This window comes from Roseburia amylophila, assembly GCF_025567465.1.
Taxonomy (GTDB): domain Bacteria; phylum Bacillota; class Clostridia; order Lachnospirales; family Lachnospiraceae; genus Roseburia_C; species Roseburia_C amylophila.
On the sequence record NZ_JAOQKI010000020.1, the window covers coordinates 16,056 to 37,027 of the forward strand.

The 20,972-nt window shown below is 41.3% G+C and carries 18 protein-coding genes and 1 other annotated feature; of the genes, 5 read left to right on the top strand and 13 right to left on the bottom strand.

Annotated features, from left to right (window positions below):
- Positions 1–53: 53 nt before the first annotated feature.
- The 6 genes from OCV43_RS11450 to OCV43_RS11475 all read right to left on the bottom strand — a co-directional run bounded on the left by OCV43_RS11450 (position 54) and on the right by OCV43_RS11475 (position 7,300).
- Positions 54–860 carry an ABC transporter ATP-binding protein gene (locus OCV43_RS11450; RefSeq protein WP_022243348.1) on the bottom strand — a complete coding sequence of 269 codons (807 nt, stop codon included), beginning with the start codon at positions 858–860 and terminating at the stop codon, positions 54–56.
- Positions 860–1,825, bottom strand: coding sequence for an ABC transporter permease (locus OCV43_RS11455; RefSeq protein ID WP_022243349.1), 966 nt, complete (start codon positions 1,823–1,825; stop codon positions 860–862). The genes OCV43_RS11450 and OCV43_RS11455 overlap by 1 nt, the downstream gene beginning before the upstream one ends.
- Before the next feature lie 45 nt (positions 1,826–1,870).
- The gene (locus OCV43_RS11460) at positions 1,871–2,926 is read right to left on the bottom strand and encodes an ABC transporter substrate-binding protein (protein ID WP_118087541.1); all 1,056 of its coding nucleotides are present in this window, start codon (positions 2,924–2,926) and stop codon (positions 1,871–1,873) included.
- A gap of 95 nt (positions 2,927–3,021) precedes the next feature.
- Positions 3,022–3,261: a binding site (T-box leader), on the bottom strand.
- A 47-nt stretch (positions 3,262–3,308) separates the two neighbouring features.
- The gene (locus OCV43_RS11465) at positions 3,309–4,256 is read right to left on the bottom strand and encodes a TIGR03943 family putative permease subunit (protein ID WP_022243351.1); all 948 of its coding nucleotides are present in this window, start codon (positions 4,254–4,256) and stop codon (positions 3,309–3,311) included.
- A gap of 27 nt (positions 4,257–4,283) precedes the next feature.
- Positions 4,284–5,429, bottom strand: a complete 1,146-nt coding sequence (locus OCV43_RS11470) for a CobW family GTP-binding protein (RefSeq protein WP_262624148.1) — start codon at positions 5,427–5,429, stop codon at positions 4,284–4,286.
- 143 nt (positions 5,430–5,572) lie between these two features.
- Complete coding sequence (locus OCV43_RS11475) at positions 5,573–7,300, bottom strand: ABC transporter ATP-binding protein (protein ID WP_262624149.1); 1,728 nt, start codon at positions 7,298–7,300, stop codon at positions 5,573–5,575.
- A gap of 646 nt (positions 7,301–7,946) precedes the next feature.
- Between OCV43_RS11475 and OCV43_RS11480 the strand changes: the two genes are divergently transcribed.
- The 4 genes from OCV43_RS11480 (at position 7,947) to OCV43_RS11495 (ending at position 13,084) form a co-directional block, all read left to right on the top strand.
- Complete coding sequence (locus tag OCV43_RS11480; RefSeq protein WP_262624150.1) at positions 7,947–8,624, top strand: response regulator transcription factor; 678 nt, start codon at positions 7,947–7,949, stop codon at positions 8,622–8,624.
- 78 nt (positions 8,625–8,702) lie between these two features.
- Positions 8,703–9,707 (top strand): sensor histidine kinase, encoded by a 1,005-nt coding sequence (locus OCV43_RS11485; RefSeq protein WP_262624151.1) that lies wholly within the window; start codon positions 8,703–8,705, stop codon positions 9,705–9,707.
- A gap of 87 nt (positions 9,708–9,794) precedes the next feature.
- Positions 9,795–10,478, top strand: a complete 684-nt coding sequence (locus OCV43_RS11490; RefSeq protein ID WP_022243356.1) for an ABC transporter ATP-binding protein — start codon at positions 9,795–9,797, stop codon at positions 10,476–10,478.
- Positions 10,475–13,084, top strand: a complete 2,610-nt coding sequence (locus OCV43_RS11495) for an ABC transporter permease (RefSeq protein WP_262624152.1) — start codon at positions 10,475–10,477, stop codon at positions 13,082–13,084. Before OCV43_RS11490 ends, OCV43_RS11495 begins: the two co-directional genes overlap by 4 nt.
- Here the strand turns inward: OCV43_RS11495 and OCV43_RS11500 are convergent.
- The gene (locus OCV43_RS11500; RefSeq protein ID WP_262624153.1) at positions 13,079–13,498 is read right to left on the bottom strand and encodes a PaaI family thioesterase; all 420 of its coding nucleotides are present in this window, start codon (positions 13,496–13,498) and stop codon (positions 13,079–13,081) included. The genes OCV43_RS11495 and OCV43_RS11500 overlap by 6 nt on opposite strands.
- A 196-nt stretch (positions 13,499–13,694) precedes the next feature.
- Between OCV43_RS11500 and OCV43_RS11505 the strand changes: the two genes are divergently transcribed.
- On the top strand, positions 13,695–14,333 hold the full coding sequence (locus tag OCV43_RS11505; protein WP_262624154.1) for a lactate utilization protein: 639 nt from the start codon (positions 13,695–13,697) through the stop codon (positions 14,331–14,333).
- A 61-nt stretch (positions 14,334–14,394) separates the two neighbouring features.
- Here the strand turns inward: OCV43_RS11505 and OCV43_RS11510 are convergent, their stop codons facing one another.
- The 6 genes from OCV43_RS11510 to OCV43_RS11535 all read right to left on the bottom strand — a co-directional run bounded on the left by OCV43_RS11510 (position 14,395) and on the right by OCV43_RS11535 (position 20,972).
- Positions 14,395–14,979 (bottom strand): hypothetical protein, encoded by a 585-nt coding sequence (locus OCV43_RS11510; protein ID WP_227700886.1) that lies wholly within the window; start codon positions 14,977–14,979, stop codon positions 14,395–14,397.
- 245 nt (positions 14,980–15,224) lie between these two features.
- The gene (locus OCV43_RS11515; protein ID WP_262624155.1) at positions 15,225–16,829 is read right to left on the bottom strand and encodes an MBL fold metallo-hydrolase RNA specificity domain-containing protein; all 1,605 of its coding nucleotides are present in this window, start codon (positions 16,827–16,829) and stop codon (positions 15,225–15,227) included.
- A gap of 92 nt (positions 16,830–16,921) precedes the next feature.
- The gene (gene sigE / locus OCV43_RS11520; protein WP_022243362.1) at positions 16,922–17,662 is read right to left on the bottom strand and encodes an RNA polymerase sporulation sigma factor SigE; all 741 of its coding nucleotides are present in this window, start codon (positions 17,660–17,662) and stop codon (positions 16,922–16,924) included.
- A 36-nt stretch (positions 17,663–17,698) separates the two neighbouring features.
- Positions 17,699–18,499, bottom strand: coding sequence for a sigma-E processing peptidase SpoIIGA (locus OCV43_RS11525; protein WP_117947022.1), 801 nt, complete (start codon positions 18,497–18,499; stop codon positions 17,699–17,701).
- Positions 18,500–18,830: 331 nt separating this feature from the next.
- Complete coding sequence (gene ftsZ / locus OCV43_RS11530; protein WP_022243364.1) at positions 18,831–20,066, bottom strand: cell division protein FtsZ; 1,236 nt, start codon at positions 20,064–20,066, stop codon at positions 18,831–18,833.
- A 156-nt stretch (positions 20,067–20,222) separates the two neighbouring features.
- Positions 20,223–20,972 carry a cell division protein FtsQ/DivIB gene (locus tag OCV43_RS11535; protein ID WP_022243365.1) on the bottom strand — a complete coding sequence of 250 codons (750 nt, stop codon included), beginning with the start codon at positions 20,970–20,972 and terminating at the stop codon, positions 20,223–20,225.

Sequence of the window (20,972 nt, forward strand, 5' to 3'; positions counted from 1 at the left end):
AATCAACATTTTCCGACACTTGTTTCTTAAAAAAAATTTACCAATTTCTATTTTTACTGTGCTGACATTAAAATTCTGTCATTGTCAAGACGCTTTCCTGCCTGGATGCGGAACTGCTCTAAAAGGCTGTCTACCGTCATTTTCTTCTTCTCTTCATCCTTTAAATCAAGGACAATATTTCCGGAATCCATCATCAGAATCCGGTTGCCAAGCTCTAGTGCCTGATGCATATTATGGGTTACCATAAGACAGGTAATATGATGCTCTGCAATAATTTTTTTCGTCAGTTCCAATACTTTCTCTGCGGTTGCAGGGTCAAGTGCTGCCGTATGCTCATCCAAAAGAAGAATCTTCGGGGTCACCATCGTTGCCATCAGAAGGGTAAGTGCCTGCCTCTGACCGCCGGATAACAATCCCACCGGCTGCTTCATTCTGTCTTCCAGACCCATATCAAGCTGGGATAACAGTTCTCTGAATTTTTCTTTATCGGATTTACGGATTCTGCTGAAAAATGCATTTTCTTTTCCGGATGCACGAAGATATGCCAGTGCCATATTTTCTTCAATGGTCATATGTGGTGCTGTTCCCTTTAACGGGTCCTGAAACAGATGACCAATGACTTTACTGCGCAAAAATTCTTTCTTATATGTAATATCCTCTCCATCTAGAATAATCTGTCCTTCATCTACATAGAACGCACCTGTAATCGCATTAAATGTAGTTGATTTTCCTGCCCCATTACTTCCTACAATTGTAGCAAAATCTCCATCTTCAAGAACCAGATTCAAATCACACAATGCTTTCTTTTCATTTACGGTTCCCGGATTAAATGTCTTAGATACATGCTTCATTTCTAACATTATCGGTCACCTCCCATTTCCTTTGTATTTGCTTCCGCCAGACGCATATTGTCTTTTAATTTCTTCTGTGCTGCGCTCTTCTGTCTGACAAACGCTACCTTCTTCTTTAAGAACGGGAATGCAATTGCAATTGCTACGATAATTGCAGAAACCAGTTTCAATGCCTCTGCCGGAACATTCAGTCTTAATGCAACGGCTACTAAGAAACGATAGAGACAGCTTCCTAATACAACGCCTAATACTCTGCGGAACATGGAGCCTTTTCCGATAATGGATTCTCCGATAATCAGGCTGGCAAGTGCGATGGTTACCATACCGGTTCCAAGGTTGATATCGCAGGATTTCTGGTACTGTGCTAATACACCGCCGGATAATGCAGTCATTGCATTGGCTACACAAAGACCTACGGTAATCGTAAAGGACGGATTAATGCTGGAGGCTTTTACCATGTCAGCATTATCACCGGTTGCCCGGATGGAAAGACCTAATCTGGTATTTAAAAATGCGGATAAAATCACGCCGATTACCAGTACGATTAATGCTGCCACAATCAGTTTATACCAGCCACCACCAATGGCATTTTTTGCCATGGTAAATATGGTATTGCAGTTAAACAGGTTCACCTGGGAAGCAAATCCCATGACTGCAATATTAATGGTATAGAGCCCCGTATTTACAATGATTCCTGCCAGAATTGATTCAATTCCAAGCTTAGTCTGCAGAAATGCTGTGATAAATCCGGAACATACACCGGCTAACATTGCTGCTGCCAGTGCCAGAATCGGATGACCCTGTATCGTTACCATGGCACATACGGCACAGCCTAAGGTAAAGCAGCCATCGGTTGACAAATCTGCAATATTTAATATGGAAAATGAAACAAACAATGCCAGTGCAACCAGGGCGTATATACACCCTAGCTCTAATGCACTTTGTAAAATGGATATTGTAAATATGGAGCCCATTCTTTAATCCCCCTGACTATCTTATCATACTATCGTTTTATCTTTTTATTCAAACTCTTCTGCGGTCTGAATCTCTACTACTTTTTCACACATACCGTCAAATACGCTGTAGTCAATTCCAAGCTGGCTTGCCACATCTGTATTTACAGTTGCGATTCCGTTGCTCATGGTCTGTACTGCTGTTGTTGCAGGATCTTTCCCATTTACTAAAATATCTACTACAATATCTGCTGTTGCAGTACCAAGGTCAACATAGTTTACACCGAATCCACAGAAAGCTCCGTTTAATGCGAAGGAGTCAGCTCCTGCATAATGCGGAATGCCTGCTTCTACAAATTTCTCATAAATTGCAAGTTCTGCTGTCATTACGGTGTTATCGGTTGGTGTAAATACGGCATCTACACCGGCTGCAACTAATGCATCTGCTGCAAGAGAAATTTCATCATTGGTTGTTCCTGTTTTTTCTACATATTCAACGCCTTTTTTATCAAGATAATCTTTTGCGTCCTGAATTGGAACAGTGGAAGAATCCTGACTCTTATTATATAAAAGACCTACTTTTTTAATGTCTTTATTTGCTGCAAACATTAAGTCCATTACTGCTTCTGTATTTAATGCATCCGATGTTCCGGTGATATTGGAACCAGGTTTATCCATACTTTCAACAAGTCCTGCGGTAACCGGATCACTGACTGCAGAGAATACAACCGGAATCTGATTTTCTTCTGTTGCTGCCTGCATAATCATTGCGGTTGGTGTTGCGATTGGAATAATCACATCTACATCTTCTGCAACCAGGTCTGTTGCAATCTGGTTTAAGGTAGAAGAATCTGCCTGACCATTGTAAGTATAATCTTTATAATCAAAAGTAACACCGAGCTCTTTTGCTTTTGCATCCAGCTCTGCTTCTACTGCTTTCTCAATCTGATTTAAAGAAGCATCATCTACATACTGTACGATACCTACTTTATAAACTTTACCATCTGCTGCAGCCTTCTCTGTTGTTGCTGCATCATTGGATGCACTGTTGCTTCCGCATCCTGCCATTGCTGCTACTGCCATAGCCATTGTTAATACTGCTGCCATCATTTTCTTCTTCATAATTACTACCTCTTCTTTCTTATATGATTTATTGTTGTTCATAAGAGAAAGCGCTTTTACTGTTTTCCAACAGTAAAAAACCGCCTCAAGCTTATGCTTGAGACGGTAATAAAATCTTATTATCGCGGTACCACTCATATTGACGAATTGTCCACTCATTCATGTACGAATCATACATGCCGGATTGGTAACGGGTTCGGTTCCCGGTGACGCCTACTGTTAATTCAGGCCACCCTCGAAAGTCCATTCAGCAAAATCTTCCATACTGCAATTCCACCACCTGCAGCTCTCTTTGATTTCCAATCAAGCTTACTACTCTTTCTCAACGGTTTCTCTTATTGAAGTTAGAATAATACTTTTCTTTCACATTGTCAACACTTTTTTATGAGAAATATACCAGTTCATCTTCCGGCTTCTCTGCCGGCTCGATGGATACCGGATAAAGGACAGGTCCTTTTCCTCTGTATTCCTTGGCAAATTCCACATGAACTTCTGCGGTAATATTTATCCATGATTTGTGACCGATTTCTTCCGACTTCGGATATTTGCATTTAAATCCTAAGAACTGGACATCCTCTACACAACAGGTCATGGCAAAACGTCCCGGCACGAACATGCCCTTCCTGCTCATCTTTTCCGGATTATATACCAACGCAAGGAATTTGATTTTCTTGCCATCGTATTTCTTCGGATTATCCTGTGCATCCATATACCAGATTGCATAATCTGCATCCGTAATATCAATGACATCTGCATTGATGTCAAATGGCAGTTCTTCATCGGCACTCTCATCAATTGTTCCATCGGCACGCTCGTATACAATCTGTGCCGGACGGTTCTGTGCTTTTACGGCACGGCGGAACTTGCCCTTTGGTGTATTGTCATCACAACGGTTAAAGATTACTACATCTGCCTTAAACAACTGCTCCATAATCATGGCACGCATATTAGCAAGATACATTTCAAATGTAGTGGCATCTACGGTTGCCAAGGACTGTACGATTACCCAGCCATCCGGCATCTTTGTTTCAAGCAAAGTAGCGATATCCCAGGTACCGTTATACTCAATAAAAATCTGCTCCGGTTTGTATGTTTCCTGAATCTTCTGCAAGGTTTCTGTTGTAAAATCTTCCTGCTCCTCAATCATTGCAACCTTCGCATTAATGGTATTTAATTTTGCTTCATCATATTCTTCATCACCGTCTTCACAGACAATAATTACCGTACGGTTGTCCCCGCCGAAATCATTTTCAAAGAGTGTTTCTTTGATTAATGTGGTCTTACCGCTGTCCATAAATCCGGTAAATAAATATACTGGAATCTCCTGCATGGTTTCCCCTTTCCTGTCTATCGGGCATTATGCAATGCCGAATAATTCTTCAATCTTGTGTTCGTCAATCTTAGAACCAATGACACAGAGTCTTCCGGTGTAATCCGGCTCTCCATCTCTTAATTCATACTCGCCCGGAACCATATCAAAGTAAATCCAGGAACCATTGACATCCTCTACCATTCCTTTTGCGCGGAGAATCATGCCATACTCTTCGCTCTCGGATAAGGTCTTTAATACCTCTTCAATCTTCTCACAGGTAAATTTATGCGGAGTCTCTTTGCCCCAGCTTGTAAATACCTCATCTGCATGATGGTGATGATGATGTTCGTGGTCATGGTCATGGCATCCGCAGGTGCAGTTCTCGCCATGCTCATGATGATGTTCATGCTCCTCATGGTCGTGATCGTGATGGTGTTCATGCTCCTCGTGGTCATGGTCATGATGGTGGTGATGCTCATGCTCTTCGTGGTCGTGATCGTGTTCATGTTCTTCGTGGTCATGGTCATGATGGTGCTCATGTTCTTCCTCTTCTGCTTTATGATGTGCCTCTGCAAGAAGTTTCATCTCAAGAGAGTCCTGTCCTTCCATAACTTTGAGAATCTGCTCACCTTTGATGGCATCCCAAGGAGTTGTAATGATTGCAGCCTTGCCATTTAATTCCTGCATCTGTTTTACGCAAAGCTCTAACTGCTCCGGTGTTGTGCTCTGGGTTCTGCTTAATACGATTGTTGTTGCAAATTCAATCTGGTTATTGAAGAATTCGCCAAAGGCTTTCATCTGTTTGGATGCTTTCTTTGCATTTACAACTGTAACCAGTGCATTTAATTTCACATCCTGCTCTTTTTCTACATCAATAACAGATTTCATTACGTCAGAAAGTTTACCAACTCCTGACGGCTCGATTAAGATACGGTCCGGATGGAATTTAGTAATTACTTCATTTAAGTTCTTTCCAAAGTCTCCTACTAGGGAACAGCAGATACATCCTGAGTTCATCTCGGTAATCTCAATGCCGGAATCCTTTAAGAATCCGCCGTCGATACCGACTTCACCAAATTCATTTTCAATCAGTACCAGCTTCTCACCAACAAAAGCCTCTTCTATCATTTTCTTGATAAATGTGGTCTTTCCAGCTCCTAAGAAGCCTGAAATAATATCAATTTTTGTCATTTTAACATCCTTCTTTCTAATAATTAAAGTGTATTTCACACTGAATTGATTTGTCTACCTATTGCAATATAGCAGAAAAAGTAAAATTTCTCAAGCAAACCGCGTGAACTTCATACAAATTTTATAAATAGCTTTTCTCAATATCAATGGGTATGATAAAGCCCTGCATAAATTCCATTCCGTGCAAGCAGCTCCTCATGGGTGCCCTCTTCTTCGATTCCATGCTCAGTCAGCACCAGAATACGCCCTGCATTTTCTATCGTAGAAAGCCTGTGGGCAATTACAAATGTTGTCCGGTTCTTCGCCAGCTTCTCTAGTGATTCCTGTACCACCTTTTCGCTTTCGTTATCCAGTGCTGAGGTTGCTTCATCAAAAATAAGAATCGGCGGATTCTTTAAAAATACCCGGGCAATGGAGAGCCGCTGTTTCTGACCGCCGGAAAGTTTTACACCCCGCTGTCCGATATCTGTATCATAACCATCCGGCAGTGATAAAATAAATTCATGGGCATTGGCATTCTTTGCTGCCTCAATGACTTCTTGCCTTGTCGCATCCGGTTTGCCATAAGCAATATTTTCAAAAATGGTTCCGGCAAACAAATAAACATCCTGCTGGACAATGCCAATGTGGTCTCTTAAACTTTTTAATTTATAGTGGCGGATATCACAGCCATCAATTAAAATTCTGCCCTCTGACACATCATAAAATCTTGGTATCAGGCTGCAAAGGGTTGTCTTTCCGGCACCTGAAGTTCCCACCAGTGCCACATAGCTTCCAGCCGGAACTTTCAGATTTATATGTCTTAAAACGCGGCTTAAATGTTCTTCATACCGGAAGGAAACATCCTGAAATTCTACTTCTCCCCGCACATTTTCCATGACAATGGCATTTTCCTCATCCGAAATATCCGGTTCAATGGAAAGAATCTCCATAAACCGTTCAAAGCCGGAATATCCATTCTGGAACTGCTCGGTAAAATCAATCAGCGTCTTAACCGGCTCGGTAAATACATTGATATATAAAAGGAACGTAATCAAATCCGTAATACTCACACTGCCACCCGGAATCCACAGTGCTCCGGCAATCACCACTACTACGGTAATCAACGTGGTAAATGCAGTCAGTCCCGCCTGATAACCACCCATAAAGAGATAGCTGTTCTTCTTGGCATCTAAGAAGCCTTTGTTTCCGCGGCTGAATTTTTCCTGTTCGACTTCTTCATTAGCAAAGGATTTTACTACGCGGATACCGGAAAGGTTGTCCTCTATCTGGCTATTGATATCCGCTATCTTAATACGGTTCTGCCGGAATGCCTTTTTCATACGCTTATTAAAGAAATATGCATACGCTATCATAAACGGTACCAGTGCAAATGCCGCCACTGTAAGCTTCGGACTGATTCCCATCATAATAACAAATGCACCAATTATCTTAATCAGGGAAATCACAATATTTTCCGGTCCATGGTGCAGCAGTTCGCTGATATCAAAAAGGTCCGTGGTAATTCTCGCCATCAGTTGTCCGACCTTCTGATTATCATAAAATGCAAAGGACAGTTTCTGATAATGAGCAAATATTTCTGCCCGCATATCATATTCTATTTTGGCACCCATTACATGACCATTATTAGAAATATAATAATTGCTGTAACACTGAATGGCTACCAACGCCACCATAAACAAAGCAAGCTTTCCGATTGTCTTTACTGCATCCTGCTCCGGCAGATATACCACTGTTGATGTAATATACCGTACAATCAGCGGAATCACCAGTGCCGCCACTGCTGCTAACAGTGCAAAAAACATATCGATAAAAAATACGCCAAGATATGGTTTATAATAAGAAATCATTTTCTTTAAATTCTGCTTCATCTGTCTATCCCTCTTGCCTTTACCAGCTTATTTTTCATCACAACTGTCCATCTTATACTGTTTCTTTTGCAAATGCAAGTTTCTTTATGCTACAATGACTTTTATAAACGTGGCGGATTGAAAAAGCTGCCTGCATAAAATAATTTCGGTTATCCGAAAGATATTTGTTTATGGGATGGAAAATGCCAGTTGTTCTTAGCTGCATGTTTTGCTTGATGATAAACTGTCTTTCCGCTTGCTTTGACCGGATATCTGCACTGTCCGCCGGGTGCGGATGCGGTATAAGACCTGCAAGGGGCACTAGGAATTTCGGCAGGCAAAATATTTTGTCCGGCAACCGGTGCAAATTCACATCCATGTTCATATGCACCTCGCTGGCACGTCCATGTGCCAGCGTTGCCTGTTGCCGGACGAAATTCCAAGTGCCCCTAACAGCCCTTCTTAGGCATCCGCACTTCGACGGACGGTACAGATAGACTGTCAAACATTGGAAAGACGGTTTTTACAGGCAAAAGCAAAATATGCAGCTTAGAACTACGGTATTTTATATCCAAAACAAATATCCTTTGGATAACAGAATTATTTTAGCAAGTGCTCCCGTTGTCAATCCGCGCCTTCTATAAATTAATTGTAAGGAGAAGAAAACATGACACATGTACTTCTTGTAGATGATGATACAAGTATCGTTTCCAATTTACGCACTTTCCTGAATCAGGAGGGTTTTCAGGTTACTTCTGCGAATAACCAAAAGGAAACCATCGATTTATTAGATTCCGGGCAGTATCACTTTGACTTAGCGCTGCTTGATGTCTCCCTGCCGGATGGAAGCGGCTTTTCTTTGTGCAGTGCCATCAAGGCAAACTCTGATATTCCTGTCATTTTTCTGACGGCATCGGATGATGAATATAGTGTGGTTGCCGGGCTTGACCTTGGTGCCGATGATTATATTCCCAAGCCCTTCCGGCCGAGAGAACTGATTTCCAGAATGAACAGTGTTCTCCGCCGCTGTCACCGTGGCAGCCAGCCGTTGGAATATCATGAACTGAAAGCTGATACCGTACGTGGACTGGTCTATAAGAATAATGTGGAACTGACTCTTTCCGCCCTGGAATACCGGCTGCTTTTACTCTTTCTTTCCAACCAGGGCATTGTCCTTACACGAAGCCGTCTCTTAGATGAACTTTGGGATATGGCAGGGGAATTTGTAAATGATAATACCCTTACCGTCTACATCAAAAGGCTCCGGGAAAAAATCGAAGCCGACCCGGCACACCCGGAATATATCAAAACCATCCGCGGACTGGGCTATAAGCTTGGTGACTAATTGAACTGCAAAAAACGCCTGTTATAAATATGAGTACCATAATAACCGATGAAAATGTATTTTCCCAAAGGAGTCTTTATGAAATTTTTACGCAATCCCGAAATCAAAAAATGCCTGTTTCTGCAACTGCTTGTATGCTTTATCTTTGCAGGTATCGGATTTTATTTTGATACCATCTGTGGTGTAATCATCCTTTTTGCATCACTTATTTTCATTCTTATTTTTATTATTTTCACCAGAAAACGTTACCGGAAGGTGGAATCCTTAAGTCAGCAGTTAGATGCGATGCTGCACAGTAACAGCAGTGGTGATTTCAGCGACTATATGGAAGGAGAACTTGCAATTTTACAAAATGAGCTTGCCAAGCTGACCAGACGCCTTGCGGAACAGAATCAGGCTCTTGAAAACGATAAAAAATATCTTGCGGATGCCATGGCTGATATTTCCCATCAGCTCCGCTCTCCCCTTACTTCCATCCGTCTTTTGCTGACTCTCTTAAAAGAACCGGCTCTTTCCGATGAGAAGCGACGGGAATCCCTGCGGGAATTATCCATGTTAATTGACCGGATGGACTGGCTCATTGAAACTTTATTAAAATTATCTTCCATGGACGCTGGAACCATTACTTTTCACCAGACCGAAACTTCTGCCAAAGAACTGCTCTCCACTGCGGCTGCACCTTTGCTTATTCCATTGGAACTTCGCGATATCCAGTATCATGAAACCATAGAGCCGAAGGATTTTTCTTTTTCTACGGATTTACGATGGACGGCGGAAGCCCTTGGAAACATCTTAAAGAACTGCATGGAGCACACGCCTTCCGGTGGCAGGATTGATGTTATGGTTACCGACAATCCAATCTATGTTTCTATCGTGATTGAAGACAATGGAAGTGGTTTTCTGCCAGAAGATATCCCGCATCTTTTTGAACGCTTTTACAAAGGAAAAAATGCCACCGGTCAGAGCATTGGCATCGGTCTTTCCCTCTCCCGTATGATTGTTTCCAAAGAAAATGGAACCTTAAAAGCAGAAAACCGTAAAGAAGGCGGTGCACGTTTTATCCTGAAATTCTATAAAAAGTGACAGAACTGTCACTGAAAAGTCATGCTCCTGTCATCCGGGATGCTTATACTTCTCATTAGAATCGCATCAAATGGAAAGGAGTTACTTATGGAAATCTTACGAGCTGAAAATCTCACCAAAATCTATGGAACAGGAGAAAATCAGGTGGTTGCCCTAGACCACGTTTCTTTTTCTGTCAACAAAGGCGAATTTCTCGCTATCATCGGGCCATCCGGTTCCGGCAAATCCACACTGCTTCACATTTTAGGCGGTGTCGATACACCAACCTCCGGCAAAGTCTATATGGAGGGCACTGATGTCTACGCACAAAAGGAGGAACAGCTTGCCATCTTCCGCAGACGGCAGGTCGGGCTGATTTATCAGTTCTATAATCTGATTCCGGTACTGAATGTCGTTGAAAATATGACACTTCCTGTCCGCATGGATGGACGCCCGGTCAACAAAGAACATTTAAATGAACTGCTGGAAATTCTCTCTTTAAAAGGACGGGAAAATCATCTTCCAAACCAGCTTTCCGGTGGTCAGCAGCAGCGTGTCTCCATCGGTCGTGCATTAATGAACGCTCCTGCTGTGGTTTTAGCCGATGAACCTACCGGAAACTTAGATTCCAAAAACAGCCAGGAAATTGTGGAACTCTTAAAATATTCCAACCAGAAATTTAACCAGACCTTAATTGTCATTACCCATGATGAAAACATTGCCCTTCAGGCAGACCGCATCATTGCCATTGAAGACGGCAAAATTACACGGGATGAGGTGATTCGTGCATGAATATCTTCCACAAAATCACACTCACCAACTTAAAGAAGAATAAAACCCGTACCATCGTCACGATTATCGGAATTATTCTTTCTACTGCCATGTTTACCGCAGTTACCAGCAGCATCAGCTCTCTTCATGCATTTATGAAGGAATATACCATTGATACCGAAGGAAGCTGGCAGGGTGCCGCTTTTCGTGTCACCCAATCAGAGTCAAAAGATTTTCTCTCCCATGATGAAATCGAGTCTTCTGTTTCTTTAAAATATATTGGATATGCCGATCTTAAAGATTCCGCCAACCAATACAAACCATACCTTTATATCTGCGGTGTAACGGATGATATTACTACTCTTCTTCCAGTACACATCACGAAAGGACGGATGCCGGAAAACGATTCTGAGCTTCTGCTTCCAGAGCACCTTGCCTATGACGGAGGCATTGCTTATAACTTAAATGATGAAATTACCCTGGATGTCGGAGAACGTGTCGATGAAGACGGTTTTGTTTTAGATAATAACACTTCACTGCTTGGTAATAAGTCAGAAAAATCCAAAGACGGAAAAGTAATTCCGTTAGAAACCATCACAAATACGGAACCAAAAACCTATCAGGTGGTAGGTTTTTACAGCAGACCTTCCTTTGAAAGCTTTCATGCTCCGGGTTATACAGCACTGACTCTCTCTTCTGCCCGGACATCCTATCAGGATATCTACTTCTGTCTTTATAACAGCAAGGATGTATCCAGTTTTTTAGAGCAGCATGCGCCATATTCTTATACCATGAACTATGATTTACTGCGGCTTGACGGAGCATCCATGGAGGATTCCTTAAACCGCACCGTCACCAGTCTTGCGGTTATTTTGATTGCAATTATCGTACTTGGTTCTATCTCACTGATTTATAATGCATTTTCCATTTCTATCAGCGAACGAACCAGACAGTTTGGTCTGCTTTCATCCCTTGGTGCAACCAGACACCAGATGATTCACAGCATCCTGTTTGAAGCGGCTTTCCTGTGTCTTATCGGTATTCCGCTTGGAATCTTCTTCGGTTTAGTTGGAATTGGCATTACCTTCTATTTCACCGGTGATACTCTTGCCATACTGTACCGAAGTGACACCACACTGCACCTGACCCTGCAGCCATCCGTTGCCGGAATTGTGATTGCCGTCACCCTCGCTTTTATTACGGTATTGATTTCTGCTTACCTGCCGGCACGGAAATCCATGAAGTTATCTGCCTTAGAAGCCATCCGACAGACCAGTGATATTAACATCCGTTCCAAAAAAGTGCATACATTTCCACTTACGGAAAAATTATTTGGCTTTGAAGGAATGCTTGCTGCCAAAAACTATAAACGAAGCCGCAGCAAATACCGTGCTACTGTTATCTCACTTTTCTTAAGTATTGTACTGTTTATTTCTGCCAGCAGCTTTTGTGCTTATCTGACACGTTCCGCCGGCAGCATTTATAACGGAAACGGTTATGAACTTTCCTGCACAATATATTCCGAAAATAACTATGACCCGGATACGCTTTTAACAAAAATCCGTGCTTTAGATGGTGTAGATAAGGCTTCTTACGGTGCCAGCTTCGCTGCCTGCTTTACTGTAGCCAAAGAAGACTGTTCGAAAGAATTTGAAAGTTTCTATTCTGATTATGAACAGGCTTATTACAGCAATACACTCCCGGCAGATGACTCCTACGAGCTTACCACTTTGATTTATTTTGTGGAGGATTATTTATTTGAAGATTATTTAAAAGAAATCGGCGAAAATTCTTCCGATTATCAGAATTCTGATCATCCAACGGGTGTATTGATAGACCGGCTTCATGTATTCAATGACAAATACTATGACATTAATATTTTCGCCAATCCTTCTTCGCAGGATATTGTATTATCCGCTTTGGACGAAGATGTGAAAAATACCTGCACCGTCACCGCTGGTGCTTTCAGTGATACAATTCCTTTCGGTGTCAGTGCTCCTTCCGATTATGCGAAATTTATTTTTCCATATTCCTGTAAGGATGCTCTCTGGCAGGCACTCAGCCAGAACCCGGATAGCACACTTGGAAATTCATACTATATAAAGACAGATAATCACAAACAGGTACAGACAGATTTAAATACGCTCTTTGACAGCGAAAATATTTCAGCTGATATCTATGACTATATGGATTCCATTGAAAGTGAGCGTGCTATAATTACCGTTATCAATATTTTCTCTTATGGATTTATTACATTGATTTCCCTGATAGCGGCCGCCAATGTATTTAACACAATTTCTACCAATATTATTTTACGGAAACGTGAATTTGCCATGTTAAAATCCATCGGTCTTTCTCCGAAAGGCTTCCGCAAAATGATGCAGTTTGAATGTCTGCTCTATGGCTGCAAAGGGCTTCTTTACGGACTTCCGGTTTCCATCGGAATCACCTGGCTTATTTATCAGGCAGTCTGTGATGGCATTGACTTTGGTTTCTTTATTCCATGGTACAGCTTCGTGATTGCTATTGGCAGTGTATTTACAGTGGTTGCTGCAACTATGATTTATTCCATGCGTAAGCTTTCTTCTGAAAATACCATGGATGCATTAAAAAATGAAAATTTATAAAATCTCTTTTTCTTTCAGATTATAAAAGCTAAAATCACCGGTATTTAAAAGCATTCCATTGGAATCCATAATTTCAAATGATACTACCGTAATGTTTCTTCCGGGTTTTACCACTTTGGCGGTGCATGTAACATATTCTGTTGCACGCGCCGCTTTTAAATAGCGGATCTGTCCGTCCACAGTAGTCACATAATATCCATAGGTTCCTGCCGCAATCCCGCATATGGTATCCACTGCCGAATACAGTACTCCGCCGTGCAAATCTCCATAGATATTTGTAAACTCTTTTTTGAATGGAAGTTCTGCCTTTACCCTTCCAAGCTCTGCTTCTGTTATCTTCATCTGCAGCAGACTTCCAAAGGGATTCTGCTCTAATAATTTCTGGCATTCTTCTATTGTAATTTTATTTTGCATTTGGTTCCTCTTTTCTTACATGTATCTTTTATCCTTTATTTGTACCCATTTTGTGCTCATTTATGTTTTTTGTCAATGAAACAATCTATCTGACTTTTCGGATTGCCAAATCCCCATCCTATGATGTAATATATTTTGTATGGTGTATATTAAGAATTTTTCTCACCATACACTTACGCATCAAGGAGGTATCTTTATGGATCCAAAGAAACAATTTTATGAAACACTCGCTACGTCCATGATTGAAAAATTCAAGAAAAGACAGATTGACGCATATTACTGTGCCACCAAAGAAGAAGCCGTTGCACTTGCCACTTCCATGCTGCCGACACAGGCAACCGTTGGTTTTGGCGGTTCCATGACTTTAACCGAAAGTGGTATGATGGTTGCTCTGCAAAATAGGACTGACATCACACTTTATGACAGAAGCAAAGCTGCCACACCGGAAGAAACAACTGCAATTTATCATCAGTGTCTGAATGCAGATTATTATTTTATGAGTTCCAATGCAATCACTTCTGACGGACAGCTTGTCAATATTGACGGAAATGGCAACCGGGTTGCAGCACTCATCTATGGCCCGAAGGAAGTCATCGTTATGGCCGGTATGAATAAGGTTGTAAAAACAGTTGACGAAGCTCTTGACCGGGTACATAATACTGCTACTCCTGCCAACTGCATCCGTCTTAATAAGAAAACACCATGTGCACTCACCGGAATGTGCGCAGACTGCCTCTCACCGGAGTGTATCTGCAATCAGGTTGTTATCACAAGAAGAAGTGGTATTCCGGGAAGAATTAAAGTAATTCTCATCGGAGAAGAATTAGGATATTAATGCGATTTCATCAAAAATCCGCATACCAGATATACTCTGATATGCGGATTTTTATTTTATCCTATGCTCCTGCTGTAAATGTCGGCAGTTTCTCAACGACTTCCTGCAACGGACTCCAGTTCATCAGTTCTTCCTTTTCATCCTCTCTCTTGAAAGAAATCCCATTTTTCTTTTTCTGTTTTCTCTTTTCTGCACTTTCCTGAGTTCCCGGCAGTCTGCTATAGGCACCGGATTTATGAAATTCATCTGACACTCTGTTTACCGCAGCCACAATATATTCCTTATCCGGGTCATCGTCCGATATACCGGAAACAGCGGTGGAAACAATACGATTTGCTTCTTCTTTGCTCTTTGCAGCTTTCAGTTCTTTCTCCACTTCCTCTGCAATCATCTGAACACGTATTGCATGGGCATAGGCAATGGGGTCATTTCTTTGAAGCCAGGAAAGTTCTTCTTTGGTCAGTTTCTTTCCTGCCTCTAATTTCCGCTTGATTTTTGCCATTTTTTCCTGCTTTGCTTCTTCACTTTCTTCTGCCACATTATTATCATAAATGCATTTCAGCATATACTGCGGCAATTCCTCCACCGTAGATACCTTCTTTGTATCCTGCTCCGTATTGGAAAATAAATTCAGTCTGACTGCCATCGCATCTCCTCCTGATTTCGTAATCTGTTCCTTGCATTTTATCTTACACTTATATATCGGAATATTTCTTCTTTTTCCATAGTCATTTGTAAATGCTTGACAGCAAGTAGCGAGAAACACGCTTTGCGAGTTTCTCGAGTAAAAAAAGACATCCGCACAGGCATTTTCCCGGATACGAATGTCTTTTCTGGTTACTTTTCATGATACTTTTCTATTTCTTTATTTCCAAGTTCCTTTTCAACTTCCTATCTGTCCCACTTATCTGCCAGAGAATTAATCTGGTCAGCAAATTTCGCAAGATCTTTATTTGGGATACCTTCATTCTTCTGAATGACACTAAGCAGCCTCTGACCCGCCGCCAGCAGTCTTGCAAACACATTAGAGGATGCCTTTGCCAGTTTGTCTTTCTTCTTTTCAACCAGTTCACGGGTTCCTTCATGAACACAGACATTTTCTAATAAGTCATAGGTATCACCACTATATGGTGCAACCGCCTGATAGCCTAATTCCGTATGCAGATGCTCTGCAAATTCATCACAGACCTTATCCTCACCATGTACCACAAAGACACGCTTTGGTGGATTTTTAAATGCAGATGCCCATTTTGTCAGCATATCACGGTCTGCATGGCCACTGATACCAGGAAGATTTAAAATTTCTGCATGTACCTGAATATTTTCACCGAAAAGTTTTACTTCTTTGGCTCCATTCAAAAGTGCATGACCCAAGGTTCCAGGTACCTGATATCCTACAAACAGAATCGTGCTTTCCGGTCTCCACAAATTATGTTTTAAATGATGGCGGATACGGCCAGCCTCACACATACCGGAAGCAGAAATGATAACCAATGGTTTCTTGCTGAAGTTAATCATTTTGGATTCATCACTGGTAACAGACGTTTTCAGTCCCGGGAATCCAATCGGATTAATACCCTGCTCCACTAATTTCTTTGCCTCATCAGAGAAGCAGTCTTCTACACTCTTATGGAAAATATTTGTTGCCTCCACAGCCAGCGGGCTGTCGATATAGGCCTCAAAATCTTCAAACTCCGGCAGCAGATGTTCTGTCTTAATCCGTCGCAGATGATATAGCATTTCCTGTGTACGACCTACAGAAAATGCCGGAATGACAAGATTACCACCTCTTGCAAATGTCCGCTTAATTACTGCCGCAAGTTCCGGTGCATAATCCGGCGGATCTGCATGTATCCGGTCACCATAAGTTGATTCAATCAATACATAATCTGCTTCATCGATAAACTGCGGATTTTTAATCAATGGCTTATTGCCATGACCGATATCTCCGGAAAATACAATTTTCACGGTCTTATCTTCTTCCGTCAGCCATACCTCAATGCTGGATGAACCAAGAAGATGTCCTGCATCTACAAACCGGATTTTTACTCCATCACAGATTTCAATGATTTTATTGTAATCACATGCTACAAAATGCTCTAAAACCCCCTGTGCATCATCCATATCGTAAAGAGGCACTACTTCCGGTAATCCGGCTCTCCTAGCCTTACGGTTTCTCCACTCTGCTTCAAACATCTGGATGTGTGCACTGTCCTTTAACATGATATTACAAAGTTCGCTGGTTGCTGTTGTCGCAAATATCTGTCCCCGGAATCCATGACTATACAGCAATGGAAGTAAGCCTGAATGGTCAATATGGGCATGTGTTACAAACACATAATCAATATTAGATGCATTCACCGGAATCTCCTGATTCACATATAAATCCGGTCCCTGCTCCATACCACAATCCACCAGTATCCGCTTATCCTGACATTGCAGAAAATGACAACTTCCAGTTACTTCATGTGCAGCCCCTAAAAACTCCAATAACATAATACCATCTCCTCGCCATCTCTTTATTGTCGAACTTATGATAGTATTATTTTATCATATTGGACAAAAAATGTATACATTTTATTCCTTTTTTATTCAAATCGCACAATTTCTTTCTTCAATCGTTTCATAATCTTTTTCTCCAGCCTGGAAATATAGGACTGGGAAATTCCTAATAAATCCGCCACCTCTTTCTGGGTCAGTTCATTATCATTTTTCGAATTGATGCCAAACCGCAGTTCAATAATCGTCCGCTCCCTGCCGCTTAAATGCTCAATTGCTTTATTCAAAAGCTTCTTTTCAACCTCAGTCTCAATATCCCGGTAAATGACATCTTCATCTGTTCCTAAAATATCCGAAAGTAGTAATTCATTTCCGTCCCAGTCCACATTTAACGGCTCATCAATGGATACCTCTAATTTCGTCTTATTATTTCTACGCAGATACATCAGAATTTCATTTTCAATACATCGGGAGGCATAGGTTGCAAGCTTGATATTTTTTTCCGGATTAAAAGTATTAATTGCCTTGATTAATCCGATGGTTCCAATAGAAATCAAATCCTCCACTCCTACTCCCGTATTGTCAAATTTCTTCGCTATGTATACTACAAGCCTCAGATTATGCTCGATTAATTTCTTTCTTGCAGTCTCACTCTGCTCCTTCACCAATTGTCCGATACATTCCATTTCCTCTTTCGCCGGAAGCGGTGGCGGCAGCACTTCTGCCCCTCCGATATAGTGAATCTCCGTCTCCTTACGAAGCAGCATATCTTTTAAACTACGCACAATGCGAAACTGAAAATGCTCCGGTATATCTACTTTTAAATACATTACAACTCCTCTTTCCTCTCTTATTCACATTCCATCCTATAGCAGATGGCAATTTAAAATCATCTGATATTCCTTCTTTTGAAACAACGATGGACTTCCAAGTGCAATCACCGCCTGTAAAATCTGCCGTTCTTTTTTTCCTTCTTTAATATAAAGTTCTTCTACGGTAAGTGCTTCTACCAAGCCGTTTTTCTCTCCCATACTGCTAAATGGCAACAGTCGTACTACCGGCTCATCTTCCCGGAAAATCGGCATCAGAAGCTCTTTATCTATGATACTGACCGGTTTTCCAACATAGGGGTCGATCAGCAGATTTCCGGTATCATAATAGGCTTCTAACAGCAATTCATGTTCATGATAACAAAGACGCACCTGATAAAGATGCCGGCTTCTCTCCTTTCTGCTGCGCCATATTATGGATGCTGACACAGCAATTCCCGCCGTCAGCACCATTGCCAGATAAAAATGCCGCCCATAAAAAAGGCTCTTATTGAGCCACTGCATGCAGCCTCCTGTCAGAATCGAAAACAAAAAACAGCCAAGCCAGTTTTTTATCAGAAAAGCGACTCTTTGTGTCGTATGTTTCCTCGTAAAAAATGCAATCATAACCATGCCAAGCGGAACCGGTACATACATAATCAGCCGATACAATCTATAGGATGAAAGCATCAGAAAACAAATGACTCCCATACCACTTCCAAATAAGGCAGCAAGCAGTATCCTGCCCTTATGTATGAGATTCCGCAAAAAAATGCCTGTCAGGAACAGATTCAGCACATCCATCAGGAAATTATTGACAAAAAGAACATCTAAATATATCTCATAAATACATGCCACCTCCCTTCCTTTCCTGCATTATACAAACTTTCCTCTGCATATTTTGTCAAAACAGATGCCGCCATTCTTTCATTTCATTGACAGAATCCGACTGCCCGGCAGGGAAGTTGCAAAAGAAACGTAATGCACTCTGCAAATCTTACCTGCAGAAGCTGCCACCGGCAGCTTCTTACGGATACCTGACAACGCAAAAAAAACGCTTAGAACAATGACTGTCACCAGTATCTGGTACATTTCAAATGTTCTAAGCGTCGTATCATATAGGAACTTCAAATTCCTTTTCTACTCTTACACTATAATTTTATTGCTATCCTTTTCAAAATGATAGTTCTTATTTTTTGGTACTCTTTAAGAACTCCGGAATTTTAATATCCTTCTCATGAACAGTGCTTTCCGGTCTCTTTGGTTTGGTAATTCCAATAAATGGAGAAGCTGCCGGAGCAGGCTGCTGTGCAGCAGTCTGTCCCAGAGTAGATGTTGCTCCGAAACTGCTGTTGGTTGTAACATTAGCAGTACGGTTTACAAGTCCGGAATTAATGACCGGTCTGGTGGTTGCTGCTGTATTTGGATATTTCAATCCGGACATAAGATTAGAAGATGCAGTGGTTTTTGCTGCATTCTCTTCCAGTCCTGTTGCAATTACAGTAATCGTTGCAGCATCTGTCATAGTCTCATCATATTTTGCACCAAAGATAATATTTGCATTATCGCCGGCAAGATCTTCTACATAGCTTGCTGCATCATTGGCATCCATAAGAGAAATATCACCGGAAATATTGATAATAACATGGCTTGCTCCATTAATAGTTGTCTCGAGCAATGGACTGGTAACAGCCAGTTTGACTGCCTCAATTGCCTTATCATCACCCTTAGCCATACCGATACCGATATGTGCAAGACCCTTGTCCTTCATAACAGTCTGAACATCTGCGAAGTCAAGGTTAATCAATGCCGGCATATTAATCAGGTCTGTGATTCCCTGAACCGCCTGCTGAAGCACCTCATCTGCCTTCTTTAATGCATCCGGGAAGGTTGTTCTGCGGTCTACAATCTCTAATAATTTATCATTTGGAATTACAATCAAGGTATCTACATTCTCACGAAGCTTGTCAACACCGCTTAAAGCATTTACCATTCTTGCTTTTGCTTCAAATTTAAACGGCTTAGTTACAACACCAACGGTAAGAATTCCCTGATCCTTTGCAATCTTTGCCACAACAGGAGCTGCTCCTGTACCGGTTCCGCCACCCATACCACAGGTTACGAATACCATATCTGCACCTTCAATAGCTGCTGACAGTTCTTCCATACTCTCTTCTGCAGCTTTGGCTCCAACCTCCGGCTGTGCTCCTGCTCCAAGTCCTTTGGTAAGCTTCTCACCAATCTGAATCAACGTAGGTGCTTTACATAAAAGTAATGCCTGTTTATCGGTATTTACTCCAACAAACTCAACACCACCAATATTTTCATCAATCATTCTATTTACTGCATTATTACCTGCACCACCAACACCAATTACAATAATTTTAGCACTGGATTCTGCTTCTGTTGTTTTAATTTCAAGCAAGGTAGTTCCTCCTTCTCTCCCTCATTCTATATGTAATTTATGAGAAATCTGCTTTACAGATTTCTCATAAAAAGTATGCTTTTATTTACTCATATACTCTATCATATAATTTTTCGTAAAAATAATCAACCTATATTTTCTGTTTTTTTGAAAAAATTACGCCGTCTTTTCAAAAGTAATATCTGTGGTATCTTCTGTCCAGTCTTCCAGATGAAGAATGCCTGTAAGTCCTTCCAGATTTGGCATAATTTTCTCCATACGAACTACTTTTTCCGTAAGGCTGGTTGCCTGTCCAAGATTCACCGTAATCGTTCCGTACTGCAGGGTTACATTTCCCTGGTCATCATAATTGATGGTATCCGGAACCAGATTATACTTCTTTAAGGTCTGGGTTACTGCCAGCAAATCCTTTAGGGTATCTTTTCCGCTTACGTCAAGCTTTTCATAAAGTACTGCATCCCCACAAGTCAGTCCGGTAATCTGCGGTACTCCTTCGATGACATCTGTAGACATTTCCACTACAAAGCCATCTTTGTCAAAATAGACATTCTGTCCCAGGGAATCCATATATAAGTAGCCCAGCAGTCCTTTTTCATATACTTCTACATGAAGGGTATGCGGTGATTTGACACTCACCTCCATCGTATCAATAAACGGAACTTCCTGTGTATCAAAGAAACGATATTTAAAATATACATATAATGTATTCCAGGAATAATCATCATTTAAGACCCATTCCTTAATCTGCTCATCACTGTATAATTTATTGCCTTCTACTTCGACATTTTTTACGGTAAATACCTTGATTACAATGAGTGCTGCCAGTGCCAGAATCAACAGTGTAGTCAGAAATCCAATCAGGATATGTTTTCTTCTTCTCTTCTTTCTGCGCTCTTCTCGTATCAT

Excerpts from the sequence above, each read along its gene's own strand:
- OCV43_RS11490 (WP_022243356.1), top strand. The coding sequence starts at position 9,795 with ATGGAAATCTTACGAGCTGAAAATCTCACCAAAATCTATGGAACAGGA.
- OCV43_RS11470 (WP_262624148.1), bottom strand. The coding sequence starts at position 5,429 with ATGACAAAAATTGATATTATTTCAGGCTTCTTAGGAGCTGGAAAGACC.
- OCV43_RS11455 (WP_022243349.1), bottom strand. The coding sequence starts at position 1,825 with ATGGGCTCCATATTTACAATATCCATTTTACAAAGTGCATTAGAGCTA.
- OCV43_RS11500 (WP_262624153.1), bottom strand. The coding sequence starts at position 13,498 with ATGCAAAATAAAATTACAATAGAAGAATGCCAGAAATTATTAGAGCAG.
- OCV43_RS11485 (WP_262624151.1), top strand. The coding sequence starts at position 8,703 with ATGAAATTTTTACGCAATCCCGAAATCAAAAAATGCCTGTTTCTGCAA.
- OCV43_RS11510 (WP_227700886.1), bottom strand. The coding sequence starts at position 14,979 with ATGGCAGTCAGACTGAATTTATTTTCCAATACGGAGCAGGATACAAAG.
- OCV43_RS11515 (WP_262624155.1), bottom strand. The coding sequence starts at position 16,829 with ATGTTATTGGAGTTTTTAGGGGCTGCACATGAAGTAACTGGAAGTTGT.
- OCV43_RS11495 (WP_262624152.1), top strand. The coding sequence starts at position 10,475 with ATGAATATCTTCCACAAAATCACACTCACCAACTTAAAGAAGAATAAA.
- OCV43_RS11465 (WP_022243351.1), bottom strand. The coding sequence starts at position 4,256 with ATGCAGGAGATTCCAGTATATTTATTTACCGGATTTATGGACAGCGGT.
- OCV43_RS11450 (WP_022243348.1), bottom strand. The coding sequence starts at position 860 with ATGTTAGAAATGAAGCATGTATCTAAGACATTTAATCCGGGAACCGTA.
- OCV43_RS11505 (WP_262624154.1), top strand. The coding sequence starts at position 13,695 with ATGGATCCAAAGAAACAATTTTATGAAACACTCGCTACGTCCATGATT.
- OCV43_RS11460 (WP_118087541.1), bottom strand. The coding sequence starts at position 2,926 with ATGAAGAAGAAAATGATGGCAGCAGTATTAACAATGGCTATGGCAGTA.
- OCV43_RS11535 (WP_022243365.1), bottom strand. The coding sequence starts at position 20,972 with ATGATACGAGAAGAGCGCAGAAAGAAGAGAAGAAGAAAACATATCCTG.
- OCV43_RS11480 (WP_262624150.1), top strand. The coding sequence starts at position 7,947 with ATGACACATGTACTTCTTGTAGATGATGATACAAGTATCGTTTCCAAT.
- sigE (WP_022243362.1), bottom strand. The coding sequence starts at position 17,662 with ATGTATTTAAAAGTAGATATACCGGAGCATTTTCAGTTTCGCATTGTG.
- OCV43_RS11475 (WP_262624149.1), bottom strand. The coding sequence starts at position 7,300 with ATGAAGCAGAATTTAAAGAAAATGATTTCTTATTATAAACCATATCTT.